Origin of the sequence: Streptomyces sp. NPDC051578 (genome assembly GCF_044454045.1) — a bacterium.
Taxonomy (GTDB): Bacteria; Actinomycetota; Actinomycetes; order Streptomycetales; family Streptomycetaceae; genus Streptomyces.
The window spans coordinates 1-23,451 of sequence record NZ_JBITDH010000001.1; the positions used below are offsets into that span (position 1 = coordinate 1).

Annotated in this window: 26 protein-coding genes; 12 read left to right on the plus strand and 14 right to left on the minus strand. The window is 71.7% G+C overall.

The window, feature by feature from the left end:
• Positions 1-230, plus strand: a 230-nt coding sequence (locus ACIA6C_RS00005; RefSeq protein ID WP_399271741.1) for a hypothetical protein, incomplete at its 5' end; no start/stop codon positions are given.
• A 147-nt stretch (positions 231-377) separates the two neighbouring features.
• Here ACIA6C_RS00005 and ACIA6C_RS00010 read toward each other — a convergent pair.
• Positions 378-1,019 carry a DNA-3-methyladenine glycosylase gene (locus ACIA6C_RS00010; RefSeq protein ID WP_399271743.1) on the minus strand — a complete coding sequence of 214 codons (642 nt, stop codon included), beginning with the start codon at positions 1,017-1,019 and terminating at the stop codon, positions 378-380.
• 122 nt (positions 1,020-1,141) lie between these two features.
• Here ACIA6C_RS00010 and ACIA6C_RS00015 point away from each other — a divergent pair, with 122 nt between their 5' ends.
• From ACIA6C_RS00015 to ACIA6C_RS00025, 3 genes are all read left to right on the plus strand, one after another.
• Positions 1,142-1,924, plus strand: coding sequence for a sporulation protein (locus ACIA6C_RS00015; RefSeq protein WP_190181891.1), 783 nt, complete (start codon positions 1,142-1,144; stop codon positions 1,922-1,924).
• A 51-nt stretch (positions 1,925-1,975) separates the two neighbouring features.
• Positions 1,976-2,509 (plus strand): YbhB/YbcL family Raf kinase inhibitor-like protein, encoded by a 534-nt coding sequence (locus ACIA6C_RS00020; RefSeq protein WP_399271745.1) that lies wholly within the window; start codon positions 1,976-1,978, stop codon positions 2,507-2,509.
• Between the two features lie 149 nt (positions 2,510-2,658).
• A complete protein-coding gene (locus tag ACIA6C_RS00025) occupies positions 2,659-3,162 on the plus strand; it encodes an HNH endonuclease (RefSeq protein ID WP_366080898.1) in 504 nt (167 codons plus the stop codon).
• Positions 3,163-3,211: 49 nt separating this feature from the next.
• On the opposite strand, the gene ACIA6C_RS00030 is transcribed toward ACIA6C_RS00025, so the two are convergent.
• The 4 genes from ACIA6C_RS00030 to ACIA6C_RS00045 form a co-directional block, all read right to left on the minus strand.
• Entirely contained in the window at positions 3,212-3,982 is a 771-nt protein-coding gene (locus ACIA6C_RS00030; protein WP_399271747.1) for a sulfite exporter TauE/SafE family protein, read from the minus strand.
• Between the two features lie 89 nt (positions 3,983-4,071).
• The gene (locus ACIA6C_RS00035; RefSeq protein ID WP_399271749.1) at positions 4,072-5,049 is read right to left on the minus strand and encodes an SPFH domain-containing protein; all 978 of its coding nucleotides are present in this window, start codon (positions 5,047-5,049) and stop codon (positions 4,072-4,074) included.
• Positions 5,050-5,133: 84 nt separating this feature from the next.
• Positions 5,134-5,565 (minus strand): NfeD family protein, encoded by a 432-nt coding sequence (locus ACIA6C_RS00040; protein WP_361138036.1) that lies wholly within the window; start codon positions 5,563-5,565, stop codon positions 5,134-5,136.
• A gap of 104 nt (positions 5,566-5,669) precedes the next feature.
• Positions 5,670-6,464, minus strand: coding sequence for an ABC transporter ATP-binding protein (locus tag ACIA6C_RS00045; RefSeq protein WP_361138034.1), 795 nt, complete (start codon positions 6,462-6,464; stop codon positions 5,670-5,672).
• Between the two features lie 134 nt (positions 6,465-6,598).
• On the opposite strand from ACIA6C_RS00045, the gene ACIA6C_RS00050 reads away from it, so the two are divergent.
• Positions 6,599-7,375 carry a hypothetical protein gene (locus ACIA6C_RS00050; protein WP_399271752.1) on the plus strand — a complete coding sequence of 259 codons (777 nt, stop codon included), beginning with the start codon at positions 6,599-6,601 and terminating at the stop codon, positions 7,373-7,375.
• A 299-nt stretch (positions 7,376-7,674) separates the two neighbouring features.
• On the opposite strand, the gene ACIA6C_RS00055 is transcribed toward ACIA6C_RS00050, so the two are convergent.
• The 3 genes from ACIA6C_RS00055 to ACIA6C_RS00065 all read right to left on the minus strand — a co-directional run bounded on the left by ACIA6C_RS00055 (position 7,675) and on the right by ACIA6C_RS00065 (position 9,830).
• Complete coding sequence (locus ACIA6C_RS00055; RefSeq protein WP_361138031.1) at positions 7,675-7,920, minus strand: chaplin; 246 nt, start codon at positions 7,918-7,920, stop codon at positions 7,675-7,677.
• Positions 7,921-8,038: 118 nt separating this feature from the next.
• Entirely contained in the window at positions 8,039-8,686 is a 648-nt protein-coding gene (locus ACIA6C_RS00060; RefSeq protein ID WP_366080895.1) for a response regulator transcription factor, read from the minus strand.
• Positions 8,679-9,830, minus strand: a complete 1,152-nt coding sequence (locus tag ACIA6C_RS00065; protein WP_361138028.1) for a GAF domain-containing sensor histidine kinase — start codon at positions 9,828-9,830, stop codon at positions 8,679-8,681. The genes ACIA6C_RS00060 and ACIA6C_RS00065 overlap by 8 nt, the downstream gene beginning before the upstream one ends.
• Positions 9,831-10,382: 552 nt before the next feature.
• Between ACIA6C_RS00065 and ACIA6C_RS00070 the strand changes: the two genes are divergently transcribed.
• Positions 10,383-11,054 carry a transglycosylase SLT domain-containing protein gene (locus ACIA6C_RS00070; protein ID WP_361138026.1) on the plus strand — a complete coding sequence of 224 codons (672 nt, stop codon included), beginning with the start codon at positions 10,383-10,385 and terminating at the stop codon, positions 11,052-11,054.
• 137 nt (positions 11,055-11,191) lie between these two features.
• On the opposite strand, the gene ACIA6C_RS00075 is transcribed toward ACIA6C_RS00070, so the two are convergent.
• On the minus strand, positions 11,192-13,702 hold the full coding sequence (locus tag ACIA6C_RS00075; RefSeq protein WP_399271755.1) for an FHA domain-containing protein: 2,511 nt from the start codon (positions 13,700-13,702) through the stop codon (positions 11,192-11,194).
• A gap of 313 nt (positions 13,703-14,015) precedes the next feature.
• Here ACIA6C_RS00075 and serB point away from each other — a divergent pair, with 313 nt between their 5' ends.
• The 5 genes from serB (at position 14,016) to ACIA6C_RS00100 (ending at position 19,256) form a co-directional block, all read left to right on the plus strand.
• On the plus strand, positions 14,016-15,215 hold the full coding sequence (gene serB, locus ACIA6C_RS00080) for a phosphoserine phosphatase SerB (RefSeq protein WP_329194134.1): 1,200 nt from the start codon (positions 14,016-14,018) through the stop codon (positions 15,213-15,215).
• 205 nt (positions 15,216-15,420) lie between these two features.
• A complete protein-coding gene (locus tag ACIA6C_RS00085; protein WP_399271758.1) occupies positions 15,421-16,227 on the plus strand; it encodes an SDR family NAD(P)-dependent oxidoreductase in 807 nt (268 codons plus the stop codon).
• On the plus strand, positions 16,227-17,486 hold the full coding sequence (locus ACIA6C_RS00090; protein ID WP_399271760.1) for an aminotransferase class I/II-fold pyridoxal phosphate-dependent enzyme: 1,260 nt from the start codon (positions 16,227-16,229) through the stop codon (positions 17,484-17,486). The genes ACIA6C_RS00085 and ACIA6C_RS00090 overlap by 1 nt, the downstream gene beginning before the upstream one ends.
• Positions 17,483-18,430, plus strand: coding sequence for a diiron oxygenase (locus tag ACIA6C_RS00095; protein ID WP_399271762.1), 948 nt, complete (start codon positions 17,483-17,485; stop codon positions 18,428-18,430). Before ACIA6C_RS00090 ends, ACIA6C_RS00095 begins: the two co-directional genes overlap by 4 nt.
• Positions 18,423-19,256 (plus strand): tryptophan 2,3-dioxygenase family protein, encoded by an 834-nt coding sequence (locus ACIA6C_RS00100; RefSeq protein ID WP_399271764.1) that lies wholly within the window; start codon positions 18,423-18,425, stop codon positions 19,254-19,256. The genes ACIA6C_RS00095 and ACIA6C_RS00100 overlap by 8 nt, the downstream gene beginning before the upstream one ends.
• A 205-nt stretch (positions 19,257-19,461) precedes the next feature.
• Here ACIA6C_RS00100 and ACIA6C_RS00105 read toward each other — a convergent pair whose 3' ends face one another.
• The 4 genes from ACIA6C_RS00105 to ACIA6C_RS00120 all read right to left on the minus strand — a co-directional run bounded on the left by ACIA6C_RS00105 (position 19,462) and on the right by ACIA6C_RS00120 (position 21,883).
• Complete coding sequence (locus ACIA6C_RS00105; protein WP_399271766.1) at positions 19,462-19,983, minus strand: SixA phosphatase family protein; 522 nt, start codon at positions 19,981-19,983, stop codon at positions 19,462-19,464.
• Positions 19,984-20,090: 107 nt separating this feature from the next.
• Positions 20,091-20,312 (minus strand): hypothetical protein, encoded by a 222-nt coding sequence (locus tag ACIA6C_RS00110; protein ID WP_361138011.1) that lies wholly within the window; start codon positions 20,310-20,312, stop codon positions 20,091-20,093.
• A gap of 159 nt (positions 20,313-20,471) precedes the next feature.
• Positions 20,472-20,591 (minus strand): SGM_5486 family transporter-associated protein, encoded by a 120-nt coding sequence (locus ACIA6C_RS00115; RefSeq protein WP_268250171.1) that lies wholly within the window; start codon positions 20,589-20,591, stop codon positions 20,472-20,474.
• 5 nt (positions 20,592-20,596) lie between these two features.
• Positions 20,597-21,883 (minus strand): CynX/NimT family MFS transporter, encoded by a 1,287-nt coding sequence (locus ACIA6C_RS00120; RefSeq protein WP_399271768.1) that lies wholly within the window; start codon positions 21,881-21,883, stop codon positions 20,597-20,599.
• Positions 21,884-21,974: 91 nt separating this feature from the next.
• Between ACIA6C_RS00120 and ACIA6C_RS00125 the strand changes: the two genes are divergently transcribed.
• On the plus strand, positions 21,975-22,646 hold the full coding sequence (locus ACIA6C_RS00125) for a FadR/GntR family transcriptional regulator (protein WP_399271770.1): 672 nt from the start codon (positions 21,975-21,977) through the stop codon (positions 22,644-22,646).
• A 33-nt stretch (positions 22,647-22,679) separates the two neighbouring features.
• Here the strand turns inward: ACIA6C_RS00125 and ACIA6C_RS00130 are convergent, their stop codons facing one another.
• Entirely contained in the window at positions 22,680-23,186 is a 507-nt protein-coding gene (locus ACIA6C_RS00130; protein ID WP_399271772.1) for a hypothetical protein, read from the minus strand.
• Positions 23,187-23,451 lie beyond the last annotated feature (265 nt).

The following is a 23,451-nucleotide window of genomic DNA, read 5'->3' on the forward strand; positions in this document are numbered from 1 at the left end:
GGTATCAACTTCTGGCGTTGATTTTTGGCACGCTGTTGAGTTCTCAAGGAACGGACGCTTCCTTTGTACTCACCCTCGCGGGTTTTCCTCCGGGCTTCGTTCTTCGTTTCCAACTCTACCAGATCATTTCCGTTGTCGTTTCCGACTCGGATTTGAATTCCGGTGGCCGTTGGGGGGCCTGTGCCTTTCGGCGCTCCACCACGTTAGCGCTTTTCCCTTGGGGCTCATAATCGGGCCGTCGGATTCGAATTCGGGCATGCCGAAGACGACCCCGCCAGGGGTAAGTCGTAGGTAGTGGGTTTCGCCGCTCCGGGGGTCTGCGAACGCAGGGCCCGTTCAAGCGGCTCGGGCTACGTTAGGCGTCCGCCCGGGGCGAGTCAAGTTGAGCGGCGGCGTGGCGCGTGGGCCCGGTAGGGGCTGACCGTCGGGTCGTGGGTGACCCAGAAGCGGTACGGGTGGTCCGCTCCGGCTCCGCCCACTCCGGTGCGGGGGCCGCTGCTCACCAGGTCGGGTGTGGTGGGTGTGCCGGTGAGCAGGGACAAAGGGGAGTCGGGGCCGTCGCAGAGGTCGGTGCCGTCCAGGGAGCGGTCGATGTCGAGGGCCGTGGCCAGACGAGCCGGGCCTTTGGCGAGTTCTCGGTCGTTTCTGGCGGAAAGTCGACGTTTGCGGGCCAGCTCGGCGCCCAGGGTGATCTCGCCGGCGCGGATGAGGACACCGCTCGCGTGGTCGGGTGGGCCGCACACCAGGTTGAGGCTGAACCACATGCCGTAGATGAAGTAGACGTACGCGTGTCCGGGCGGTCCGAACATCGACGCGTTGCGCCGCGTGCGGCCGCGGTAGGCGTGGGAGCCGGGGTCCGCCTCGCCCTCGTACGCCTCTACTTCCGTGATGCGTAGTTCGAGGGTGCCCTCGGCCGTGCGCCGGACCAGGGTGCGGCCGAGCAGGTCGGGGGCCACGGTGAGGACCGGGCGGTCGAAGAAGGACCGGGGCAGGGGCGTACGGTCGGGTCGCGCGCTCATCCGGTCGAGCGTACTGGAGGTCGCGCACTTGCAACCGGGGCCTAGGGTTCCGCGTTTGTAGGGGTAGTCACCAGCCTTTACGTCACAGGGCACGTCACAGAGCTTCAAAGGGGAGTCAGAGCATGGGGTTCAGGAAGCTGTTCGCGGCGCTGGGTGCCGGCGGTGCCTCGGTGGACACCGTCATCACCGAGCCGAACGTCGTCCCGGGCGGCATCGTCCAGGGCGAGGTCCGCATCCAGGGCGGTTCCGTCGAGCAGCAGATCGAGGGGTTGTCGGTCGGGCTCCAGGCGCGGGTGGAGGTGGAGGGCGGCGATCAGGAGCACAAGCAGGACATCGTCTTCGCGAAGCAGCGGCTGGGCGGTGCGTTCCAGGTCCAGCCGGGTGCGCTGCACGTGGTGCCGTTCGGGCTGGAGATCCCCTGGGAGACGCCGATCACCCACTTCGAGGGCCAGCACCTGCGGGGCATGAACATCGGGGTGAGCACGGAGCTGGAGATCGCGCGGGCGGTGGACGCGGGTGACCTGGACCCGATCAACGTGCACCCGGTTCCGGCGCAGCAGGCGATCCTGGACGCGTTCCGCCGGCTCGGGTTCTCGTTCCGCTCGGCGGACATGGAGCGGGGGCACATCCGCGGGACGCGGCAGACGCTGCCCTTCTACCAGGAGATCGAGTTCCTGCCGCCGTCGCAGTACCGGGGTCTGAACCAGGTGGAGCTGACGTTCGTGTCGGACGGCCGGGAGATGGACGTCGTCCTGGAGATGGACAAGAAGCCGGGCCTGTTCTCCGAGGGCAGCGACACCTACCGCTGCTTCCAGGTGGGTCTGCAGTCGTACGAGGGGACCGACTGGGCGGCGTATCTGAACCAGTGGATCGCGTCCGTGGGTTCGCAGCGCAACTGGTTCTGAGGGCTGTCTAGGCTCGGGGCGGTACTGGTTAAGCGATCAGGAGGTTCAGCAGTGGCCGAGCAGAGCAGGGCGCCTCTTCCGCACGACTTCCACCCCGAGGTGGATTCCTTCTCCGTGGTGAGCGACGACCTGGCACCCGGCGCGGATCTCGGGGAGGCCCAGGTCCAGTCGGCCGGGAACCGCTCGCCGCACCTGCGGTGGGAGGGGTTCCCGGAGGGGACGAAGAGCTTCGCCGTGACGTGCTTCGACCCGGACGCGCCGACGGGCAGCGGGTTCTGGCACTGGGTGCTCTTCGACATCCCGGCCTCGGTGACGGAGTTGCCGCCCGGGGCGGGCGGCGGGAAGTTCGAGGGGCTGCCGGCCGGGGCGGTGCACGTGCGCAACGACTACGGGTCGAAGGACTTCGGCGGGGCCGCCCCGCCGGCCGGGGAGCGGCACCGGTACGTGTTCACCGTATACGCGGTGGACCGGGAGAAGCTCGGGCCCGGCTCGGACGCCTCGCCGGCGGTCGTCGGGTTCAACCTGAGGTTCCACACGTTGGGCCGTGCGCAGCTGATCGGTGAGTACGAGGCTCCGGCGAGCTGATCGTTTCCCGAGCGTTTGCCCGGTCCTGGTCTAAAGACGGCCAGGACCGGGCATTTTTATTGCGTTGTCCCGCGTGGCGCGCACGGCCAGAGTGGTTCCGGGCCTTGCCGCCAGGGAGGTCGCGGGCCTGCACACGGGAGGTGGGCGAGATGCGGGACACGCTGGTGCTGAATGCGAGCTTCGAGCCGCTGTCGACGGTGACGCTGAACCGGGCTGTGGTGCTGGTGCTCCAGGACAAGGCCGTGGTCGAACAGTCGCATCCCGAGCTGCGTGTCCGGGCGGCCACCATGGAGCTTCCGATGCCGCGGGTGATCAGGCTCTGCCGGTACGTGCGGGTGCCGTTCCGAAGACACGCGCCTTGGTCGCGGCGGGGGGTGCTGGCCCGTGACCAGCACCGTTGCGCGTACTGCGGGAAGCGCGCGACGACCGTGGACCACGTGCTTCCGCGGGCCCAGGGGGGCGGGGACACCTGGCTGAACACGGTGGCGTCCTGTGCGGAGGACAACCACCGCAAGGCGGCCCGTACTCCCGAGGAGGCCGGGATGCCGTTGCTCCGCAAGCCGTTCGTCCCGTCCCCGGCGGACGCGATGCTGCTCGCGCTGGGTTCCGGCGGGCGCGAGGTGCTGCCGGAGTGGCTCGCGCGCAGCGCCTAGTGCGTCGATGTACGCGGGTGCGCTGGGCTGCGTAGGTTCGCTACGTGGTTCAGCGCAGTAGCAGTTGGACGATGGCGATGAGACCGACTGCCACGATGACGGCGCGCAGGACCGTCGGGGGCAGTCGGCGGCCGACCTTCGCGCCGATCTGGCCGCCGAGGGTGGAGCCGATGGCGATGAGGACCACGGCCGTCCAGTCGAAGTCGGCGACGAACAGGAAGAAGACGGCCGCGATCCCGTTGACGAGGGCGGCGACGACGTTCTTGACGGCGTTGATCCGTTGCAGGTCCTCGTGGAGCAGCAGCCCCATCAGGCCGAGGTAGAGCACGCCCTGGGCGGCGCCGAAGTAGCCTCCGTAGGCGCTGGAGAGCAGCATTCCGGTCAGTAGGACGGGCCCGCCGTCCGGGTGTCCGGTGTCGCCGCCCGCGGCTTCCTGGCGGGCGCGCAGGGCGGCGGCGAGGCGCGGCTGGAGGACGACGAGGACGAGGGCCAGTCCGATGAGGACGGGCACGATCGTGTTGAAGGAGTCCGACGGCAGGGTGAGGAGCAGGATCGCCCCGCCGAGTCCGCCGACGAGGGAGACGGCGCCGAGCCGCAGGATGCGGGCGCGCTGGCCCTTGAGTTCCTTGCGGTAGCCGATGGCCCCGCTGATCGAGCCGGGTACCAGGCCGAGGGTGTTGGACACGTTGGCGGTGACCGGTGGCAGTCCTGTGGCGAGCAGGACGGGGAAGGTGATGAGGGTGCCGGAGCCGACGATGGTGTTGATGGTGCCGGCTCCGACACCTGCGGCGAAGACCGCGAGTGATTCCCAGATGGACATGGACGCTGCCATCCCCTTCGCATGAGTGAGTCGCCTCCCCGCCATGAAGGTCGAGGGGCCTCACTGATCATGCAACAGGCGGGGGGCGGTCAGTCGATGGGGGGCTGCTCGCGGCGGTCCGCGGCGGCCTTGTCGGCGGCGTCCGCGCCGTCCTTGCCCGAGCCCGCCGGGTTGAAGCCGGACCCGCCGCCCATGGGCCCGAAGTTGCCCATGGCACCGGAGAGGCCCTTGAGGGCGTCGCCGATCTCGCTGGGCACGATCCAGAGCTTGTTGGCGTCGCCTTCGGCGATCTTCGGGAGCATCTGGAGGTACTGGTAGGCGAGCAGCTTCTGGTCGGCGTCGCCGGCGTGGATGGATTCGAAGACCGTGCGGATGGCCTGGGCCTCGCCCTCGGCGCGCAGGGCGGCGGCCTTGGCGTCACCTTCGGCGCGCAGGATGGAGGACTGCTTCTCACCTTCCGCGCGCAGGATTTCGGACTGGCGGACACCTTCGGCCTGGAGGATCGCGGCGCGCTTGTCGCGGTCGGCGCGCATCTGCTTCTCCATCGAGTCCTGGATGGAGGTCGGCGGCTCGATGGCCTTGAGTTCGACGCGGTTGACGCGGATGCCCCACTTGCCGGTGGCCTCGTCGAGTACGCCGCGCAGGGCCGCGTTGATCTCCTCACGGGAGGTGAGGGTGCGCTCCAGGTCCATGCCGCCGATGATGTTGCGCAGGGTGGTGACGGTGAGCTGCTCGATCGCCTGGATGTAGCTGGCGACTTCGTACGTCGCGGCCCGGGCGTCGGTCACCTGGTAGTAGATGACCGTGTCGATGTTGACGACCAGGTTGTCCTGGGTGATCACCGGCTGCGGCGGGAAGGGGACGACCTGTTCGCGGAGGTCGATCCGGTTGCGGATCGAGTCGATGAACGGGACGACGATGTTCAGGCCCGCGTTGAGGGTGCGGGTGTAGCGGCCGAACCGCTCGACGATGGCGGCGCTGGCCTGCGGGATCACCTGGATCGTCTTGACCAGTGCGATGAAGACCAGAACCACCAGAATGATCAGGACGATGATGATCGGTTGCATGCGGTTCCCCGTGCCCTTCCGGCTGTCTGTGCTGCCCCGTTGATCGGAGTCTCGCAGACCCTGGGGCCGCGAGTCGGGTGGTTCTCACATGACGACCGCGGTCGCTCCGTCGATGTCGACGACGTCGACGGACTGGCCGGGTTCGAAACTGGTGTCCGAGTCGAGGGTGCGCGCGGACCAGATCTCGCCGGCGAGCTTGATGCGGCCGCCGCTGCCGTCGACGCGTTCGAGGACGAGGGCGCTCCTGCCCTTCAACGCCTCGATTCCGCTGCGGTGTTGGGGGCGCTGGTCGCGGTGGCGGTTGGCGAGCGGGCGGACGACGGCGATGAGCGCGACCGACACGATCGCGAACACCAGGACCTGGGCCACCACTCCCCCGCCCAGCGCGGCCGTCACGGCGGCGAGGGCCGCGCCGACGGCGAACATGCCGAATTCCGGCATCGCGGTGATGACCAGGGGGATGCCCAGTCCGACCGCGCCGATGAGCCACCACACCCATGCGTCGATGTTGGTCACATGGTCATGGTAGGTCTGGCGGGCGCGGTCGGGACAGGGTGCGGTGCGGACCCGCCCGGCGGGGCCTGGGGGCCTGGGGCCTGTCGTCCAAGTCCCGCCCGGCCCTAGCGCAGCGGAAGGCCCTGGGCGGTCCAGCGGTCGCTGTCGTTGCGCTCCACGACGAGCGGGAGGCCGAAGCACAGCGAGAGGTTGCGGGAGGTCAGTTCCAGGTCGATGGGACCGGCGGTGACGACCTTGCCCTGGCGGATCATCAGGACGTGCGTGAAGCCGGGGGCGATCTCCTCGACGTGGTGCGTGACCATGATCATGGAGGGTGCGAGGGGGTCGCGGGCGAGGCGGCCGAGGCGCCGTACGAGGTCCTCGCGGCCGCCGAGGTCCAGACCGGCGGCGGGCTCGTCGAGGAGCAGCAGCTCGGGGTCGGTCATCAGGGCGCGGGCGATCAGGGTGCGCTTGCGTTCGCCCTCGGAGAGGGTGCCGAACTTCCGGTCGAGGTAGTCCGTCATGCCGAGGCGGTCGAGGAACGCGCGGGCGCGCTGCTCGTCGATGTCCTCGTACTCCTCCTGCCAGGTCGCCGTCATGCCGTAGGCGGCGGTGAGGACGGTCTCCAGGACGGTCTGCCGCTTGGGGAGCTTGTCGGCCATCGCGATGCCGGCGACACCGATGCGGGGGCGCAGGTCGAAGACGTTCACCTTGCCGAGGGTGCTGCCGAGGACGGTGGCCCCGCCCGTGGTGGGGAAGAGGTAGCTGGAGGCGACATTGAGCAGGGTGGTCTTCCCGGCGCCGTTGGGGCCGAGGATCACCCAGCGCTCCCCCTCCTTCACCGACCAGGAGACCTGGTCCACCAGCGCCCGGCCCTCGCGGACCACGGATACGTCCACCAGCTCCAGAACATCGCTCATGAGCGTGTTGTCTCCCCTTGCAGTCTCGGTTCGTCTGTGCACCGGTAGGCGCAGCCCCAGGGGAAAACCTACGCCACTGGCGGAGGGGTCCGGGCGCCAGGCCGGTCCCCCGGGCCGATCCGTAAAGTGGGGGGATGCTTTTCGAACCACGTTCAGGGCGGCTGGCCGCCTGGGGGAACGCGCTGCTGGCCGGTCTCGTCTCGCCCGACGAGGCCGTGCTGTCGATCGTGGGTGAGGACGCCGTGCACCGGGTGGAGGGGCTGCCCGGGGAGCCGGGGCCGGTGGGGCTGACGCTGGCGCTGGGCCGGATGCGGGCGCTGGGGGTGACCGGGCTGCGGCTGGCCCTGCCGGCGCCGGGGCATCCGCTGGGGCTCAGCGGGCCGCCTGAGTTCAACGCGCGGGCGCTGGAGGCCGAGGAGGCGGTGGTCGCGGTGGGGGCGGCGCTGGGTCTGGTGCCGGAGGTCGCCGAGGCGGGGCCGGAGGGGGACGTGCACGTCTCGGTGACCTGGCACTGCCTGCCGGTGCGGGAGGCCCCTCCGGCGGACGTGCCGACGCTCGGCGAGGCGGAGCGGGAGCTGGCGGAGGCGCTGCGCGAGGCGACGGTGGTGCTGACGCGGCTGGACGTGGCGGGGTCGGGGCCGGTGGCGGAGGCGGCGCTGTCGGCGTACCGGGCGCGGGCGGAGTCCGGCGGGGAGGTGCTGGCGCCGGGGTACCCGGCGCGGGCGGTACGGGTGCTGGCGCTGGCGCAGCGGGTGGACCTGATGGTGTCGCTGGCGTACGAGAACGGGCACGGGGGCGCGGTGGCCGCGTCGGAGATGGCGGCGCGAGCGGAGGCCTTGCGGCCCGTCGAGCGGGTGGCCCGGCGGGCGCTGGTGGCGGCGTACAACGCGGCCGTCGAGCAGCGGGGCTGACCGGCCCGGGGGTCTTGGGGGGCGAGGGGAGGAGGCGGCGCGGGGCGAGCGGCCGGGGTGCGGCGCCGCGGCGCGAGCGGCCCCGGCTGCGCCGGGCTTTCCGGGGCTCCGCCCCGGTACCCCGCGCCTCACACGCGGACGGGGCTGCATTGCCGGACCCCGCGCCTCAGACGCCGGCGGAGCTGACATGCACCGGCCCGGCGCTGGGAGGGGGCCGGGCGGGCTGAATGCGCCGGGCCGGCGCGGTGGGGCGGCCCCGCTTCCGGGGAGAGGGGGAAGCGGGGCCGGGTGGGGCGGGGTCAGGCGTTGATGCCCGAGTTGCCGAAGGCGGGGTTCAGGAGGCCGATCACGTTGACCGAGTTGCCCACCACGTTGACGGGGACGTTCACGGGGGCCTGGACCAGGTTCCCCGAGGCCACGCCGGGCGAGTTCTGGGCCTCGCCCGCCGCCGCCGCACCGCCGTGCGCCGAGGAGACGCCCGCACCGGCGGCGATGAGGCCGCCCGCGATCATGGTGACGGCAGTGGCCTTCTTGAAGTTCTTCACGTTCTTCTTCCTCCATACGTCCACCGCGACCAGCCGTCGCGGCGTGCATGGAGAACGGCCACACGCCTGCCCGGATACGCCGTGTGGGCGACATACACCCGATCGTATGAAGAGGGACTCAGGCCTCGACGATGCCGTGGCGCACCGCCCACAGGGCGGCCTGCGTGCGGTCGGAGAGGTCGAGCTTCATCAGGATGTTCGAGACGTGCGTCTTGACCGTCTTCTCCGACAGGACCAGCGCCCGGGCGATCTCCCGGTTCGCCCGGCCGTCCGCGATGAGGGAGAGGACCTCCCGTTCGCGGTCGGTCAGCGCGCCCGCGCGCGGTGAGGCCGACGGCTGGTCCTCCTGGGCCAGCAGGGCCTCCGCGACCTCCGGCTGGAGCAGGACGTGGCCCGCGTGGACGGAGCGGACGGCTCCCGCCAGGGCGTCGGGGTCGATGTCCTTGTAGACGTACCCGGCGGCCCCGGCCCGCAGGGCGGGGACCACCGTCCGCTGCTCCGTGAAGCTGGTGACGACGAGGACCCGCGCCGGGTTCGCCAGGTCGCGCAGCCGCCGCAGGGCCTCGATGCCGTCGGTGCCCGGCATCTTGACGTCCATCAGGATCACGTCGGGGCGCAGTTCCTCGGCGCGGGCGATGCCCTCCTCGCCGTCCGCGGCCTCGCCGACGACCTCGATGTCCTCCTGTACCTCCAGGAAGGTGCGCAGGCCGCGCCGGACCACCTGGTGGTCGTCGACCAGCAGGACGCGGATGGGTGTGTCAGCCACCGGGGACCTCCATCTCGATCGTGGTGCCCCCACCGGGCTCCGAGCGGACTTCGAGCCGGCCTCCGACGCCGCCGGCGCGGTCCCGCATGGAGACCAGGCCCAGGTGGCGGCCGGCCGCGCGGATGGAGGAAGGGGAGAAGCCGCTTCCGTTGTCCGTGACGGTCAGGACGGCCCCCGCGGCCCGGCGGACGAGGGCGACCTCGACCCGGTCGCCGCCGGAGTGGCGCAGGGCGTTGTGGAGGGCCTCCTGGGCGACGCGCAGGAGGGCTTCCTCCTGGGTCGCGGGGAGGGCCCGTACGCCGTCGCAGGCGAAGGTGACGTGCGCGGCGTGGGCGCGGTCCAGTACGCGTACGTGGTCGCGCAGGGTCGCGACGAGTCCGTCCTCGTCCAGGGCCGCGGGGCGCAGCTCGGTCACGGCGGCGCGCAGTTCGTCGGCGGCCTCGGCGGCCAGGGCGGCGACCTGCTGGAGCTCGTCCTTGGCCCGGGCCGGGTCGCGGTCCACGAGGGCGGCGGCGGCCTGGGCGGTGAGGCGCAGGGAGAACAGCTTCTGGCTGACGGCGTCGTGCAGCTCGTGGGCGAGGCGGGAGCGCTCCTCGGCGATGGTGAGCTCGCGGCTGCGCTCGTAGAGGCGGGCGTTGGTGAGGGCGATCGCGGCGTGCTGGGCGAGGAGGGAGAGGAGTTCCTCGTCCTGGTCGGTGAACCCCCGCGTGCCGGGGCGTTCGCCGCCCCCGCGCTTGTTCGTGAGGAAGAGGGCGCCGAGGGTCTCCTCACCGTCCCGGACGGGCATGCCGAGGAAGTCGGACATGTCGGGGTGGGCGGCGGGCCAGCCGCCGAAGCGCGGGTCCTCGCGTACGTCGGTGAGCCGCTGGGGGCCCTCGTCGTGGAGCATCGCGGCGAGGATGCCGTGCTGGCGGGGCAGGGGGCCGATGCTCCGCCACTGCTCCTCGCTGACGCCGTCCACGACGAACTGGGCGAAGCCGCCGTGGTCGTCGGGAACGCCCAGGGCCGCGTATTCGGCGTCCAGGAGCTCGCGTGCGGAGACGACGATCGTCCGCAGGACGTCGTGGACCTCCAGGCGGCGGCTCATGGCCAGCAGCGCGGTACTGACGGCGGCCAGTCCGGTGCAGGGTCCGTTGGGGTGCATGGGCTCACCGTACCGGCGGCTCTGACCTGCGGGATCGGTCTGCGGGCGTAGGGCCGGGGTCCCGGTCGGGGCCGTGGTCGGCTCCCGGTCGGTGCGCCTCCGGGAAGACGCGTGCCGCATACGGCGCCGGTACGGGGGTACGGGCGCCCGGGTCGGCCACAGGGGCCATGGGACGGCGGCGGGCTCGATCTGCGGGACGAGGAGCGGGACCCTCGCCTGCTACTTGAGGATGAGGCCGTTCACGCCATGCATTGCAACGGCAACGTACGGTGAGGCTGTTACCTGACCGGTGTGAGCCCGGGCATAGGACGCAGGTCACTTACGAAGCTGCGTAGTACGTACGTAAAGACGCTGTCAGCACTGCTGCGCCTTGCTGCGATGCCTGCAATAAGGCCTCGGCGGGCGGTCCTGATCCACTAAGCGGGATCGTACGTCACACCTTTGCCATGCCTTTTTGCCACCGCTAAGAATGTCGACGTCGCACAGCGCCGCGATCCCCGGATCCCGCGGCGCTTTCCTGCGGCCCCCGCTATTCGAAGAGGTTGCTCACGCATGTCCGAGACCAGCACCCCCGGCCACAGTCCTCGTCCGACCAAGGCCCAGAAGCTCTCCTTCGCCGGCATCGCCACCCTCGGTGCCGCCGCGCTCGCCTTCTCCCTCGTTCCGGCCAACGCCGCCGAGAAGAGCGGGACGACGGTCGCCCTCGCCCCCGTGGCGTGGACGAAGGTCGTGGACGGCGCCCAGACGAAGACCGTGCAGGCGCACCTCGGCACGCAGCTCGCCGTAGCCAAGACCAAGGCCGCCGCCGACGCGAAGGCCAAGGCGAAGGCCGAGGCCGACGCGAAGAAGGCGCGCGAGCAGAAGGCCGCCGCCAGCCGCTCCGCGGTCCGCGCCCCCGTCTTCGCGAACAACCTGGACGGCTGGATCAAGGAAGCCCTGTCCATCATGAAGCGCGAGGGCATCCCGGGCACCTACGCCGGTATCCACCGCAACATCATGCGTGAGTCCAGCGGCAACCCGCGGGCGATCAACAACTGGGACATCAACGCCCGGAACGGCATCCCGTCCAAGGGTCTCCTCCAGGTCATCCAGCCGACCTTCGCCGCCTACCACGTCAAGGGCACGAAGTTCGACCTGTACGACCCGGTCGCGAACATCGTCGCCGCCTGCAACTACGCGGCGGACCGCTACGGCTCGATGGACAACGTCAACAGCGCCTACTGAGGCCTGGCGGCGGAGCAACCCCCCATGCGCCTCAGGGCGGCCCCCGGTGTTCCGGGTGCCGCCCTGAGGCGTTTGTCGTGCTCGGCGCGTTCGTGCCCGTGCTCGGCGAGGGGAACGGGCCCCGTCCGGACCCGTTCCTAGTTGCCGGCGCGCATGACCTCGGGCTCGTGGCGGCGCAGCAGGCGCTGCACCGCGAAGCCGCAGGCGACACCGATCAGCAGCAGGATGGTGATGTCCAGGCTCCACTGGCCGATCGAGTGGTCCCACAGCGGGTCGGTGTTCGACGGGTTGTCGTGGTCCCACGGCGGCATGAGCTGGCCGAGGTTCAGCGTCGTGCCGGCGGCGGCGATGGCCCAGCGGGACGGCATCAGCCAGGCGACCTGCTCCAGGCCGATGGAGTCGTAGACCTTGAACAGGATGCCGGTGAAGACGACCTGGACGATCGCGAACATGACCAGCAGCGGCATGGTCTTCTCGGCGGTCTTCACCAGCGAGGAGATGACGAGGCCGAACATCATCGAGGTGAAGCCGAGCGCGGTGACGGACAGGCACAGCTCGACGGCCGGCGGCATGAGCAGGCCCTCGGTGGGCAGGTCGCGCGGGGTGAAGCCGATCACGCAGATGATCACGCCCTGGATGGCCGTGATGACGCCGAGGACGATCACCTTCGACATCAGGTACGCGGACCGGGACAGGCCCGTCGCGCGTTCCCGCTCGTAGATGACGCGTTCCTTGATCAGCTCGCGGACCGAGTTCGCGGCGCCGGAGAAGCACATGCCGACGCAGAGGATCAGCATGATCGTGCCGGCGTCGCCGTTGAAGCGCGACGGCGCCTTGGGCGGCGCGAGGCCGAAGGTGGCGGGGATGACCGTGGAGACCACGCCCAGCACCGCCGGCAGGATCAGCATCAGCCCGATGAAGCCCTTGTCGGAGGCGATCACCGCGAGGTAGCGGCGGATCAGCGTCCACAGCTGCGAGCCCCAGCCCTGCGGCTTGGGCGGGCGCATCTGCTGCGCCGGCGGCAGCGCGATGGACTGCGGGGCCACCGCGTCGATGTCGGCGGCGTACAGCTGGTAGTGCTGCGAGCCCTTCCAGCGGCCGGCCCAGTCGTAGTCGCGGAAGTTCTCGAAGGCGGAGAACACGTCGGCCCAGGTGGAGTAGCCGAAGAAGTTCAGCGCCTCGGCCGGCGGGCCGAAGTAGGCGACCGAACCGCCCGGGGCCATGACCAGCAGCTTGTCGCAGATCGACAGCTCGGCGACGGAGTGGGTGACGACGAGGACCGTGCGGCCGTCGTCGGCGAGGCCGCGCAGGAGCTGCATGACGTCGCGGTCCATGCCCGGGTCGAGGCCGGAGGTGGGCTCGTCGAGGAAGATCAGGGAGGGCTTGGTGAGCAGCTCCAGGGCGACGGACACGCGCTTGCGCTGGCCGCCCGAGAGCGAGGTGATCTTCTTGTCCTTGTGGATGTCGAGCTTGAGCTCGCGCAGCACCTCGTCGATGCGGGCGGCGCGCTCGGACTCGGCGGTGTCGCCGGGGAAGCGCAGCTTGGCCGCGTACTTGAGGGCGGTGCTGACCTTGAGTTCCTTGTGCAGGATGTCGTCCTGCGGGACCAGGCCGATGCGCTGGCGGAGCTCCGCGAACTGCTTGTACAGGTTGCGGTTGTCGTAGAGGACGTCGCCCTGGTTGGCGGGCCGGTAGCCGGTCAGCGCCTTGAGCAGGGTCGACTTTCCGGAGCCGGAGGGGCCGATGACGCCGATGAGCGACTTCTCCGGGACGCCGAAGGTGACGTCCTTGAGGATCTGCTTGCCGCCGTCGACGGTGACGGTGAGGTGGCGGGCCGAGAAGGAGACGTCGCCGGTGTCGACGAACTCCTCCAGCCGGTCCCCGACGATCCGGAACGTGGAGTGGCCGACGCCGACGATGTCGTTGGGGCCGAGGAGCGCGGTGCCGGACTTGGGCAGCGGCTGACCGTTGACGTAGGTGCCGTTGTGGCTGCCGAGGTCGTGGATCTCGAAGCGGCCGCCGGTGGAGCGGAACTCGGCGTGGTGGCGCGAGACCTGGAGGTCGGAGACGACGAGCTCGTTCTCCAGGGCGCGGCCGATGCGCATGACGTGGCCGACGGCGATCTGGTGGAACGTCGTCGGGCTGCGGTCGCTGTAGCCGGGTGCCGCGCCCTGCGCGGGGTCGGCGCCGCCGCCCTGCTGCTGCGGGAAGTGGGGCTGAGGCTGCTGCTGGGCGTACTGGTGCTGTTGGGGCGGTGCCTGCTGCTGCCAGGCCTGCTGCTGCGGGGCCTCGTACGCAGGAGCCTCGTACCCGGGAGCCTGCCCCTGGTACGCGGGCGCCGGCGTGGCCGCCGCGACGGCGGCGCTCAGATTCAGCCTCGGCCCGTCGGTCGCGTTGCCGAGGTGGACCGGCGTACCGGGCACGAGTTCGGTCTGCTGGACCCGACTCCCGTGCACGTAGGTGCCGTTGGTGCTGCCGTGGTCCTCAAGGCCCCAACCACGGCCGTTCCAGGTGATGGTGGCGTGCCGCCACGACACCCGGGCGTCATCGATCACCACGTCTCCCTGGGGGTCGCGCCCCAGCGAGTACGACCTGGACGGATCGAGCGTCCAGGTCCTGCCATTCAATTCCAGTACGAGTTCCGGCACTCCAGCCCCACTTAAGTCCCCCGAGAATCCCCCTGGCGTCAGGGAGTCCGACGTCAGGGAGTCTAGGGATGGCGAACATCCGGGGGAACTATTTCAGGCCCGGGCCCACATGTGGAATCGGGGCCTCGCCGGGGGTCCGCGTAGGGGCGCAGACCCGGTCGAAAGCCACCGGGAGGACGGGAGGGGAGCCCTCTGCCGGGTCACTCGGCCGCCACGTCCGGATGGCGGGCGGGCGAACACCCGGGGAAGGTTGTGACCGCTGGGTGGGACGGGGGTCCTGGTCCGGGAGTGGTCAAGATACGGTGAGAGGACCATGAGCGCTTCGCAGACCTCCGACGTCCCCACCCTCCTCGTCAAGATCTTCGGCAAGGACCGTCCCGGGATCACCGCCGGGCTGTTCGACACCCTTGCCGCCTACTCCGTCGACGTGGTCGACATCGAGCAGGTCGTCACCCGTGGCCGCATCGTCCTGTGCGCCCTCGTCACGATGCCCGTCGGCGGCACCGAGGGCGAGCTGCGGGCCACCGTCCACAGCTGGGCCGAGTCGCTCAAGATGCAGGCCGAGATCCTCTCCGGAACCGGTGACAACCGGCCGCGCGGAAGCGGCCGCTCGCACGTGACCGTGCTGGGGCACCCGCTGACGGCCGAGTCGACGGCGGCCATAGCGGCCAGGATCACCGGGACGGGCGGCAACATCGACCGCATCTTCCGCCTGGCGAAGTATCCGGTGACGGCCGTGGAATTCGCCGTCTCCGGCGCGGAGACGGAGCCGCTGCGGACGGCGCTGGCCACGGCCGCCGCGCAGATCGGCGTCGATGTGGCGGTGGTGTCGGCGGGGCTGCACCGCCGGGCGCAGCGCCTGGTCGTGATGGACGTGGACTCGACGCTGATCCAGGACGAGGTCATCGAGCTGTTCGCGGCGCACGCCGGCTGTGAGGCCGAGGTCGCGGAGGTCACCGAGCGGGCGATGCGCGGGGAGCTGGACTTCGAGCAGTCGCTGCACGCCCGGGTCGCGCTGCTGGCGGGGCTGGACGCTTCCGTCGTGGACAAGGTGCGTTCCGAGGTGCGGCTCACCCCCGGTGCCCGGACCCTGATCCGGACGCTCAAGATGCTCGGCTACCAGGTCGGGGTGGTCTCGGGCGGGTTCACGCAGGTCACGGACGACCTCCGGGAGCGGCTGGGCCTGGACTTCGCCTCGGCGAACACGCTGGAGATCGTCGACGGGAAGCTGACCGGCCGGGTCACGGGCGAGATCGTGGACCGGGCGGGCAAGGCCCGGCTGCTGCGCCGCTTCGCGGCGGAGGCGGGTGTGCCGCTGGCCCAGACCGTGGCGATCGGTGACGGCGCCAACGACCTGGACATGTTGAACGCTGCCGGGCTGGGCGTGGCCTTCAACGCCAAGCCGGTGGTCCGCGAGGCAGCGCACACGGCGGTGAACGTGCCGTTCCTGGACGCGGTGCTGTACCTGCTCGGCATCACGCGCGAAGAGGTGGAAGCCGCCGATCTGGCCTGACGGCCCGGCCGCATCACCGCGCATCCCCATACCGAGCGGTCTGTTCCTCAGGTGCCCGGCCGGACGTTCCGGCCGGGCACCTCGCTCGTTCTGACCTCCTGCGAGCCTTCCCTCGAGCGGTCCCCGACGGGCCGTCTAGCGAGCCGTTCTCAAGCGGCCTTCGCTAGAAAGGCGGTAACCGGCCAAGTCGTCCAAGGGGAGCCCAATGACTCGAAGCGTGCTCATCACAGGAGGGTCGGGCGGTATCGGCCGGTCCTGCGTGGAGAGATTCGCCCGCGAAGAAGACTGGACGGTCTGGTTCACTTACCGTCATGGGCGGGATCGGGCCGAGGAACTCGTCCAGGAGCTGGCCCTCACCGGGCGGGCCAAGGTGGAGGCGTTCCCCTTCGCCCAGGGCGACTGGGAGGATCACGAGCGGCTGCTGGAGCGGCTTCCCGGCCCCGTCGACGTCCTGGTGAACAACGCGGCCGTCGGTTCCAAGACCATCGAGCAGCACACCGACGGCCCCGGGCACACCAAGGCGTCGGCGTTCTTCCAGATCAACGCGGTGGGCCCGCTGTGGCTGGTCGACGGCCTGCTCCCGGGCATGCTGGAGCGCGGCTTCGGGAAGATCGTCAACATCTCCAGCGTGGGCGGCGGGATCTTCCAGTTCCCGGGCTTCCACCCCGCCGACGGGATGAGCAAGGCGGCGCTGACCTACCTGACCCGCCACCTCGCCGCCGAGCTGGTGCACGCCCCGGTCCACGTCTTCGCCCTGTGCCCGGGTGTGGTCGAGACGAACATGTTCCAAGCCAGCACCCTGGACAAGCTGACGCCCGAGGAGCGTGCCGCGCTCGCCGCGCGGCTGCCCGGCTCCCGCATGATCCGCCCCGAGGAGATAGCGGAGTTCGTGTGGTGGCTGGCCGGTGACCAGTCCGCCGCCCTGCACGGGGCGGTCATCGACGCCTCCATGGGCCTCGGCGTCAATCCCGGCCTGCTGACCGCCGCCGGCGTCGACAGCGGGAGGGCCTGATGGTTTCCCGCCAGGCCGCCCGGCTCCTCGCCGACGCCCCCGCCATCGCCGAGGCGCACTTCCGCGCCGAGGCCGAACCGTACGACGCCCGCCTGCGCCCGGACGGCTACCTGAATCTGGGTACCGCCGAGAACCGCCTGCTGTGGGACCTGCTCGAAGACCGGCTGGCCGCGCTGGCGCCGATGCGGGAGGGCACGGCCCGCTACGCCCCGCTGCACGGCACCGACGAGCTGCGCGAGCGGGTCGCCGCCCTGCTGTCCGGGTCCTTCGGTACGCCGCTGGACGCGCAGGACCTGGTGGTGATCAGCGGCGCGACCGGAGCGCTGGACGCGATCGCCTCCGTCCTGTGCGACCCGGGTGAGGCGATCGTGGTGCCCGCCCCCTACTACGGGGCCTTCGACACCGATCTCGGCGGTCGCTCCGGCGCCCGGATCCTGCCCGCGCCGCTCTCCCCCGGCGACGGGTTCCGGCTGAGCCCCGGGGCCGTCGACCGGGCGCTGCGCGAGGCGCGGTCCGCCGGTACGACGGTCCGCGCGGTCGCCCTGTCCTCCCCCTCCAACCCCATCGGCGAGGTGCACCCGCCGCAGGTGCTGGCCGAGCTGCTGCGGGTGGTCCGCGAGCACGACGTGGACCTGATCTCCGACGAGATCTACGCGCACGCCGTCTTCGGCGGCCGGGGCTTCACCAGCGCCGCCGACCCCGCCGTGAACCCGCACTGGGCCGGGCGCACCCACGTCGTGTGGGGCTTCGCGAAGGACTTCGGGCTGCCCGGCTTGAAGACCGGCGTCCTGCACACCCGCGACCCGCAGGTCCTGGCGGCGGCCCGGGCGATGGCCTACTTCGCGCCCGTCTCCACCGCCACGCAGGAGACGCTGGCCGCCCTGCTGGCCGATCAGGAGTGGGCGGCGGGCTTCCTCAAGGCCGGCCGGGACCGGCTCGCCGCCTCGTACGGGCACCTCGTCGCCCTGCTGGAGGCGCACGGCATCCCGTACGCGCCCGCAGAGGCGGGGTTCTCCGTGTGGCTGGACCTGCGCCGGTGGCTGCCCGGTACCGGTTTCGACGCCGAGGAACGGCTGTGGCGGCAGCTGTTCGACTCCGCGAAGGTCAGCATCCTGCCCGGCAGGGCGTTCCGGTCGCCGCAGCCGGGCTGGTTCCGGCTGTGCCACACCGTCGACGCGCCGCTGGTCGCCGAGGCGGTCCGGCGGATCGCCGCCCACCTCGAAGCCCGGCACGACCCCGCGAACGGAGGCCGCTCATGAGCGCCGCGCCCGGTCCCCTCGACCGCTGGTACGAGATCGCCGGCGTACGCGGCGGCGTACGGCGGATCTTCCACGCGGAGGCAGAGCAGGGGCGGGTCTTCTTCCCCGACGCGCTGGTGCCGCACCTGGCCCATCCGGAGGTGAAGGCGCTGGCCCCGGAAAGGATCCGGGAGATCTCCGTACGGCACCTCTACCAGTTCCTGCACTCCACGACGCACCTGGAGACCCGGGTGGTCAACGGGGCGGCCGAGCCCGTCGCCAACGGCATCTCCGGGCTGCACTTCCCCACCGCGCTGCGGATGGACGCCTTCAAGGTGTACTGCGACGAGGGCTATCACGCCCTGTACAGCCTCGACCTCGCCGACCAGGTCGCCGCCGTCACCGGCATCCCGGTCCCGGAGGTCGACTACGGCGGGTTCGTCACCGCCCTCCAGGACAGCGGGCGGCGCCTGCTTCCCGATGACCCGGTGCTGGCGGGCCAGTTGCAGGCGGTGGTCTTCGAGACGCTGATCACGGCGGTGCTGAACGAGGTGCCGCAGGACCCGACCGTGGTGAGCACGGTCCGCGAACTGATGCGGGACCACGCCAAGGACGAAGGCCGCCACCACCGCTTCTTCTCCGCGTTCTTCCTGGAACTGTGGGCGCGGCTCGACCGGGGCCGGCGGGTCGCGGCGGCGCGTGCCCTGCCGGCCATGATCCGCGCGGCGCTCGACTGGGACCTGGAGCCGGTCCGCGTGTCCCTGCGGCTGGCGGGCCTCGACGGCGACCGCGTCGAGGCGGTCCTGGAGGACAGCTACGGCGGCGGCGCGGGCGCGGACCGCATCCAGAGCATCTCCAGGTCGACGTTGCGGCTGTGCGCCCAGGTCGACGCGTTCGACCTGCCGGGCGTCACCGAGGCGTTCGCGGCGTACGGACTGCGCGCACCGGAGGACTGCGATGACTGAGGGGGCGGCGAAGTCGCAGGACGTCACCTACTCGAACTACCTGCGGCTGCCCGAACTGCTGTCGCTCCAGGTCCCGCTGGCCGACGGGGTGCACGACGAGCGGCTGTTCATCACCGTCCACCAGGTGCAGGAGCTGTGGTTCGGCCAGCTGCTCGCCGAACTGGCCGACGCCCGCGGGCGGATGCTCGACGGTGACGCCCGCACGGCCCGGGTCCGGCTCGTGCGGTGCGTGGCGATCACCCGGGTGCTGATCGAGGGGATCCGGCCGCTGCGCGGCATGCCGCCCCGGGAGTTCCACGCCTTCCGGGGCGTGCTGGGCAGCAGCAGCGGCGCGCAGTCGGCGCAGTACGTCGAGATCGCGACGCTGTGCGGCGCCGACTGGGTGCGCGGCGCGTACGGGGCCCGGGTCATCGCGGGGCTGAGCGGGCCGGAGCAGGAGCGGCTGCGCGGGCGCCTCGCGCAGCCCACGGTGTGGGACGCGTTCGTGGCGCTCCTGGGCAAGGCGGGTTTCGCGGTGGCGGACGAGGAGGGCCGGCGAGCGGCGTACGAGCGGCTGGCGGCTCCCGTGGGCGACGGGGCCGACGGGGATCCGGCGCAGCTTGCGGAGTTGGCCGAGCTGGTGGAGGCGCTGGTCGACCTGGACGAGGCCTGGACCGAGTGGCGGGCCTGCCACGCGCTGCTCGTGGAGCGTCAGATCGGCAGTGGCCCGGGGTCGGGCGGCAGCACCGGCGTCGCCCATCTGCGGGCTTCGGTGCACCGGCGGTTCTACCCGGAGCTGTGGCAGGCGCGGGACGCGGCGCTGCCGGAGGCGGCGTACGGGCGCTGAGAGCGGCAGGTGGAGCCCGGCCACCCGGAGGCGGGCGGGCTCCACGGCCCGGGGGGGTCGGTGGTCCGGCGGGCGCTGCCGATGTCGGGTTCCGGTGGGCGCTGCCGTGTCGGGTTCCGGTGGGCGCTGCCGTGTCGGGTTCCGGTGGGCGCTGCCGTGTCGGGTTCCGGCGGCGCTGCCGTGTCGGGTTCCGGCGGCGCTGCCGTCAGTGGTCCGAGGGGGTCCAGAAGTCCTGCAGGGTGCCGACACCGTGCTCCAGGGACTTCCAGCCGCCGGTGAAGGAGACGACGGCGAGGGCCGAGGTCGGGAAGCCGCTGCGGCTCATCCGCTGGAGCGTGTCGCCCTGGGCCGTCCCGGACAGCGCGTCGGCGAGGGCGTGCATCCCGGGGTTGTGGCCGATGACCAGGAGGTCGGCCACCTCGTCGGAGGTCTCGTTCAGCAGGGCGATGAGCTCGCCCAGCGAGGCGTCGTAGAGCCGCTCCTCGTACGTGGTCCTCGGCCGGTGCGGCAGTTCCTGGACGGCGAGCTTCCAGGTCTCGCGGGTGCGGGCGGCGGTCGAGCAGAGGGCCAGGTCGAAGCCGATGCCGGTCCGCGCCAGTTTCCGGCCGGCGGCCGGTGCGTCCTGCCGGCCGCGTTCCGCCAGCGGGCGTTCGTGGTCTGTGCCGTCCGACCATTCGGCCTTGGCGTGCCGGAGGAGGACGATCCTGCGGGGTGTGTCGGCGCTCATGGATCCCAGCTTCGCATGAAAGGAGCCGTGGGGCGCGGGGTGTTGAGGGGTTCACCGCCGGGTTGCGGCGCCATCGTGCGCCCCCCGTGCGCCCCGGCGTACGCCGGTCAGCCGACTGCGCGCAGCAGCTGTGCGGTGACGTGGACCAGTGGGGAGCCCTCGTCGCTCGCGGCGTGCGCCTCACCGGATCCGGCCAGGAGCAGCAGCAGGAGGCCGAAGGCGAGCGCGGGCAGCGCCAGCGCCCACCAGTGCAGCCGGGCGTCGGCGCCCGTACCGGGCGTGAAGGTGCGACGGCGGGTGACGGACGGGGTGTGCGTGGGGGCCGACATGGCCGCCTCCGTGGGTGTGCTGGTGGGACGGGCTCGCGGTGTCGAATCTATTGATCCGGCGCCGCGGCTCCCATCCGGGGCACACCCCAGATCACCCTGAGCCTGACCCCCTAGGGGTACGGGGGCTGTCCCTACCCCGCACCCTGCCGGGGCCGGGTGTCAGGGGGAGGCGATCGTGGCGATGACGGAGATGATGACGGTCACGACGAGCATCGCGCCGAGCACGAGGCCGAGCTTCTTGTGGCCGTTCTGGGGGTTCGGTTCGAGTACGGGCGACATGCCGCTCAGTGTCCCATGCCGCATTCGTCCTCGATCGTGCGGTCCCGTCCGGCGAGTACGCCGAGCACGATCTGCGGGACCAGCAGCCCGGCCATGAGGGCCAGGGGCAGGTCCCAGCCGCCGCTGTGCTGGTAGAGCGCGCCGATGAGCAGCGGGCCGGGGATGGAGATGAGGTAGCCGACGCTCTGGGCGAAGGCGGAGAGCTTGACGACCCCGGCCGACGACCTGGCCCGCAGTCCGATCATGGTGATGACGAGCGGGAAGGCGCAGTTGGAGACGCCGAGCAGGAGCGCCCAGGCCCAGGCTCCGGCGGCGGGGGCGAGCCAGAGGCCGGCGTACCCGAGGAAGCCGAAGAGGCCGAGGACGACGGCGATGGGGCCCTGGTGGCGCATCCGCCCGGCGAGGCGGGGGATGACGAAGGCGAGCGGGACGCCCATGAACATGGTGACGGCGAGCAATACGCCGGCCGTGGAGGCGGAGACCCCGGAGTCGCGGAAGATCTGTGCGAGCCAGCCCATGGTGACGTAGGCGCCGGTGGCCTGGAGGCCGAAGTAGCAGGCCAGGGCCCAGGCGGTACGGCTGCGCACGACGCGCGGGCCGGTGCCGGCGGCCCCTCGGGCGGGGGCGGCGCCCCGGGCTCGGCGGACCGCGGCGGCGATCGGCAGCCAGGGCAGGACGGCGGCGACGGCGAGGAAGGCCCAGACCAGCAGGCCGGTGCGCCAGCTGCCGCCGAGTGCGGAGGTGAGCGGGACGGTCGCGGCGGCGGCGAGGGAGGTGCCGGCGGCCAGGGCCATGGAGTAGACGCCGGTCATGGTGCCGACGCGGTCCGGGAACCAGCGCTTGATGATCACCGGGAGCAGCACGTTGGTCAGGGCTATGCCGGCCAGGGACAGTGCGCTGGCCGCGAGGAACCCGGCGGCGTTGGTCGCGAAGGGCCGGATCAGCAGGCCGGCGGCGACGGCGGCCATGCCGGCGCACACGACGGCGGCCGGTCCGAAGCGGCGGGAGAGGCGGGGCGCGGTGACGCCGAAGACGGCGAAGCAGAGGGCGGGGACCGAGGTGATGAGTCCGGCGACGGTGCCGCTCATGCCCAGGCCGGTGCGGGTCTCTTCGAAGAGGGCGCCGAGGCTGGTGATGGCGGGCCGCAGGTTGAGGGCGGCGATGACGATTCCGGCGACGAGTACGGGTCCGAGCCACGCCGGCTCGGCGTTCGCGGGGGCGGCGAGGGGCTGCGGGGGCGCCGTGCGGGCGGTCTGGGGCCGGTTCACGGTCTGGACTTCATCCTCGGACATTGCCCCATCATAGAATCATGGGATGATTGGTTGTCCAGTCTCCTGGACCCGCTCGCCCGCCGCGTCCCATGTCCGGAGAGGACCCGACCGCATGCCGCTGACCTCGCCCCGGCGATCCGCGCTCGTCGACCAGGTGATCGCCCAGCTCAGGAACCAGATCACCTCCGGTGAATGGCCCGTCGGCGCCCGGATCCCCACCGAACCCGCGCTGGTCGAGCTGCTGGGGGTCGCCCGCAACACGGTCCGGGAGGCCGTCCGGGCCCTCGCCCACAACGGCCTCCTCGACATCCGCCAGGGCTCGGGGACGTACGTGCTCGCCACCAGCGAGCTGGCCGGGGTGATGCACCGGCGCTTCGCGGGGGCCGACCCCCGGCACATCGCGGAGCTGCGCTCGACGCTGGAGTCGTCGGCGGCCCGACTGGCGGCGGAGCGCCGCACCGAACGGGACCTCGACCAGTTGGACGCGCTGCTGGCCCGGCGCGAGGAGGCCTGGCGCAGCGGGGACGCGGAGCTGTTCGTCGCGGCGGACGTCAGTCTGCACATGGCGGTGGTGACGGCCTCCCACAACGAGGTGCTGGTGGGCCTGTACGCCGACCTGGGCGACCTGGTGGCGGACTGGCTGCGGGCGGACGTCGGCCCCGAGCTGACCCCGCAGGCGCACATGGACCACGCCCGGCTGATCGAGGCGATCCGGCGCGGGGACGCGGACACCGCCGCTTCGGAGGCGGCGGGCTATCCGTTCGCCTGCCTGCAGGGGCGGTAGGCCTCCTCCCCCGGATCCCGCCCGGCCGTCAGGTCAGCCCGGCTCGTGGCTCACCCACGCCGAGCGGACCTCCTTCCAGCACCGGCCGCTGAGCTCGACCCGGCCTGCGGGACCCACGGCGACGGCCGCGCCGTCCCCGTCGATGTCCCACCACCGGTCGCACTCCACGTGCAGCCGCACCAGGTCGGTCCGCGGGAAGCCGTTGTGGCAGTACGCCGTCACCTGCGAGGCCTCGATCACGGTGTCGCAGTCGGCGCCGAAGAGCTGCCGGGCGGGCGGCGCCGACGGCACGGGAGGCTCGGCCGGGATCTCGTCCAGGTCCACGACGACCGCGTCCTCGACGGCCTGACCCCTGGCGGCCTGACCCCTGGCGGCCTGGGCCTCGATGCCTTCGAGAGGCCGGCCCCCCGTGCCCTGGCTCCCGCCTGGGCGTTCCGCGGCGGCCGGGGCCGGCTGCGCGACGGCCCCCGGGATCAGGAGGGCGGCCAGGGCCACGGAGGTGACCAGCAGGGATGCCGCTCGGCTCGGCCTCGCGCCCACGCCCGTACCTCCTCCCCGAAGGATCCGGGAAGATCCCGGCCCGGTCAGTTTGCAGGCACATGTCCCGGTTTACGACTCGGGAAGATCCGGTCAGACGACGAACATCCGATCGAGCGTCCCGCGAAACCCCGCCCTACGGGCGCGAAACGGCGGTGGGGGCGCCCCCCCCCCCGGGGGGGGCGGCCCCCCCCGCCCGGGGGGGGGGGGGGGGGGGGTTAGGGCCCCCAAGAGGGGCGGGCGCCCGGCCCCAGGGACAATAGCCCCC

Bases quoted from the DNA above. Each gene is read 5' to 3' on its own strand.
- ACIA6C_RS00095 (WP_399271762.1), top strand. From the start codon at position 17,483: ATGAGCGCCGCGCCCGGTCCCCTCGACCGCTGGTACGAGATCGCCGGC.
- ACIA6C_RS00015 (WP_190181891.1), top strand. From the start codon at position 1,142: ATGGGGTTCAGGAAGCTGTTCGCGGCGCTGGGTGCCGGCGGTGCCTCG.
- serB (WP_329194134.1), top strand. From the start codon at position 14,016: ATGAGCGCTTCGCAGACCTCCGACGTCCCCACCCTCCTCGTCAAGATC.
- ACIA6C_RS00100 (WP_399271764.1), top strand. From the start codon at position 18,423: ATGACTGAGGGGGCGGCGAAGTCGCAGGACGTCACCTACTCGAACTAC.
- ACIA6C_RS00025 (WP_366080898.1), top strand. From the start codon at position 2,659: ATGCGGGACACGCTGGTGCTGAATGCGAGCTTCGAGCCGCTGTCGACG.
- ACIA6C_RS00120 (WP_399271768.1), bottom strand. From the start codon at position 21,883: ATGTCCGAGGATGAAGTCCAGACCGTGAACCGGCCCCAGACCGCCCGC.
- ACIA6C_RS00115 (WP_268250171.1), bottom strand. From the start codon at position 20,591: ATGTCGCCCGTACTCGAACCGAACCCCCAGAACGGCCACAAGAAGCTC.
- ACIA6C_RS00110 (WP_361138011.1), bottom strand. From the start codon at position 20,312: ATGTCGGCCCCCACGCACACCCCGTCCGTCACCCGCCGTCGCACCTTC.
- ACIA6C_RS00050 (WP_399271752.1), top strand. From the start codon at position 6,599: ATGCTTTTCGAACCACGTTCAGGGCGGCTGGCCGCCTGGGGGAACGCG.
- ACIA6C_RS00065 (WP_361138028.1), bottom strand. From the start codon at position 9,830: ATGCACCCCAACGGACCCTGCACCGGACTGGCCGCCGTCAGTACCGCG.
- ACIA6C_RS00045 (WP_361138034.1), bottom strand. From the start codon at position 6,464: ATGAGCGATGTTCTGGAGCTGGTGGACGTATCCGTGGTCCGCGAGGGC.
- ACIA6C_RS00105 (WP_399271766.1), bottom strand. From the start codon at position 19,983: ATGAGCGCCGACACACCCCGCAGGATCGTCCTCCTCCGGCACGCCAAG.
- ACIA6C_RS00090 (WP_399271760.1), top strand. From the start codon at position 16,227: ATGGTTTCCCGCCAGGCCGCCCGGCTCCTCGCCGACGCCCCCGCCATC.
- ACIA6C_RS00030 (WP_399271747.1), bottom strand. From the start codon at position 3,982: ATGTCCATCTGGGAATCACTCGCGGTCTTCGCCGCAGGTGTCGGAGCC.
- ACIA6C_RS00085 (WP_399271758.1), top strand. From the start codon at position 15,421: ATGACTCGAAGCGTGCTCATCACAGGAGGGTCGGGCGGTATCGGCCGG.
- ACIA6C_RS00070 (WP_361138026.1), top strand. From the start codon at position 10,383: ATGTCCGAGACCAGCACCCCCGGCCACAGTCCTCGTCCGACCAAGGCC.
- ACIA6C_RS00035 (WP_399271749.1), bottom strand. From the start codon at position 5,049: ATGCAACCGATCATCATCGTCCTGATCATTCTGGTGGTTCTGGTCTTC.
- ACIA6C_RS00125 (WP_399271770.1), top strand. From the start codon at position 21,975: ATGCCGCTGACCTCGCCCCGGCGATCCGCGCTCGTCGACCAGGTGATC.
- ACIA6C_RS00010 (WP_399271743.1), bottom strand. From the start codon at position 1,019: ATGAGCGCGCGACCCGACCGTACGCCCCTGCCCCGGTCCTTCTTCGAC.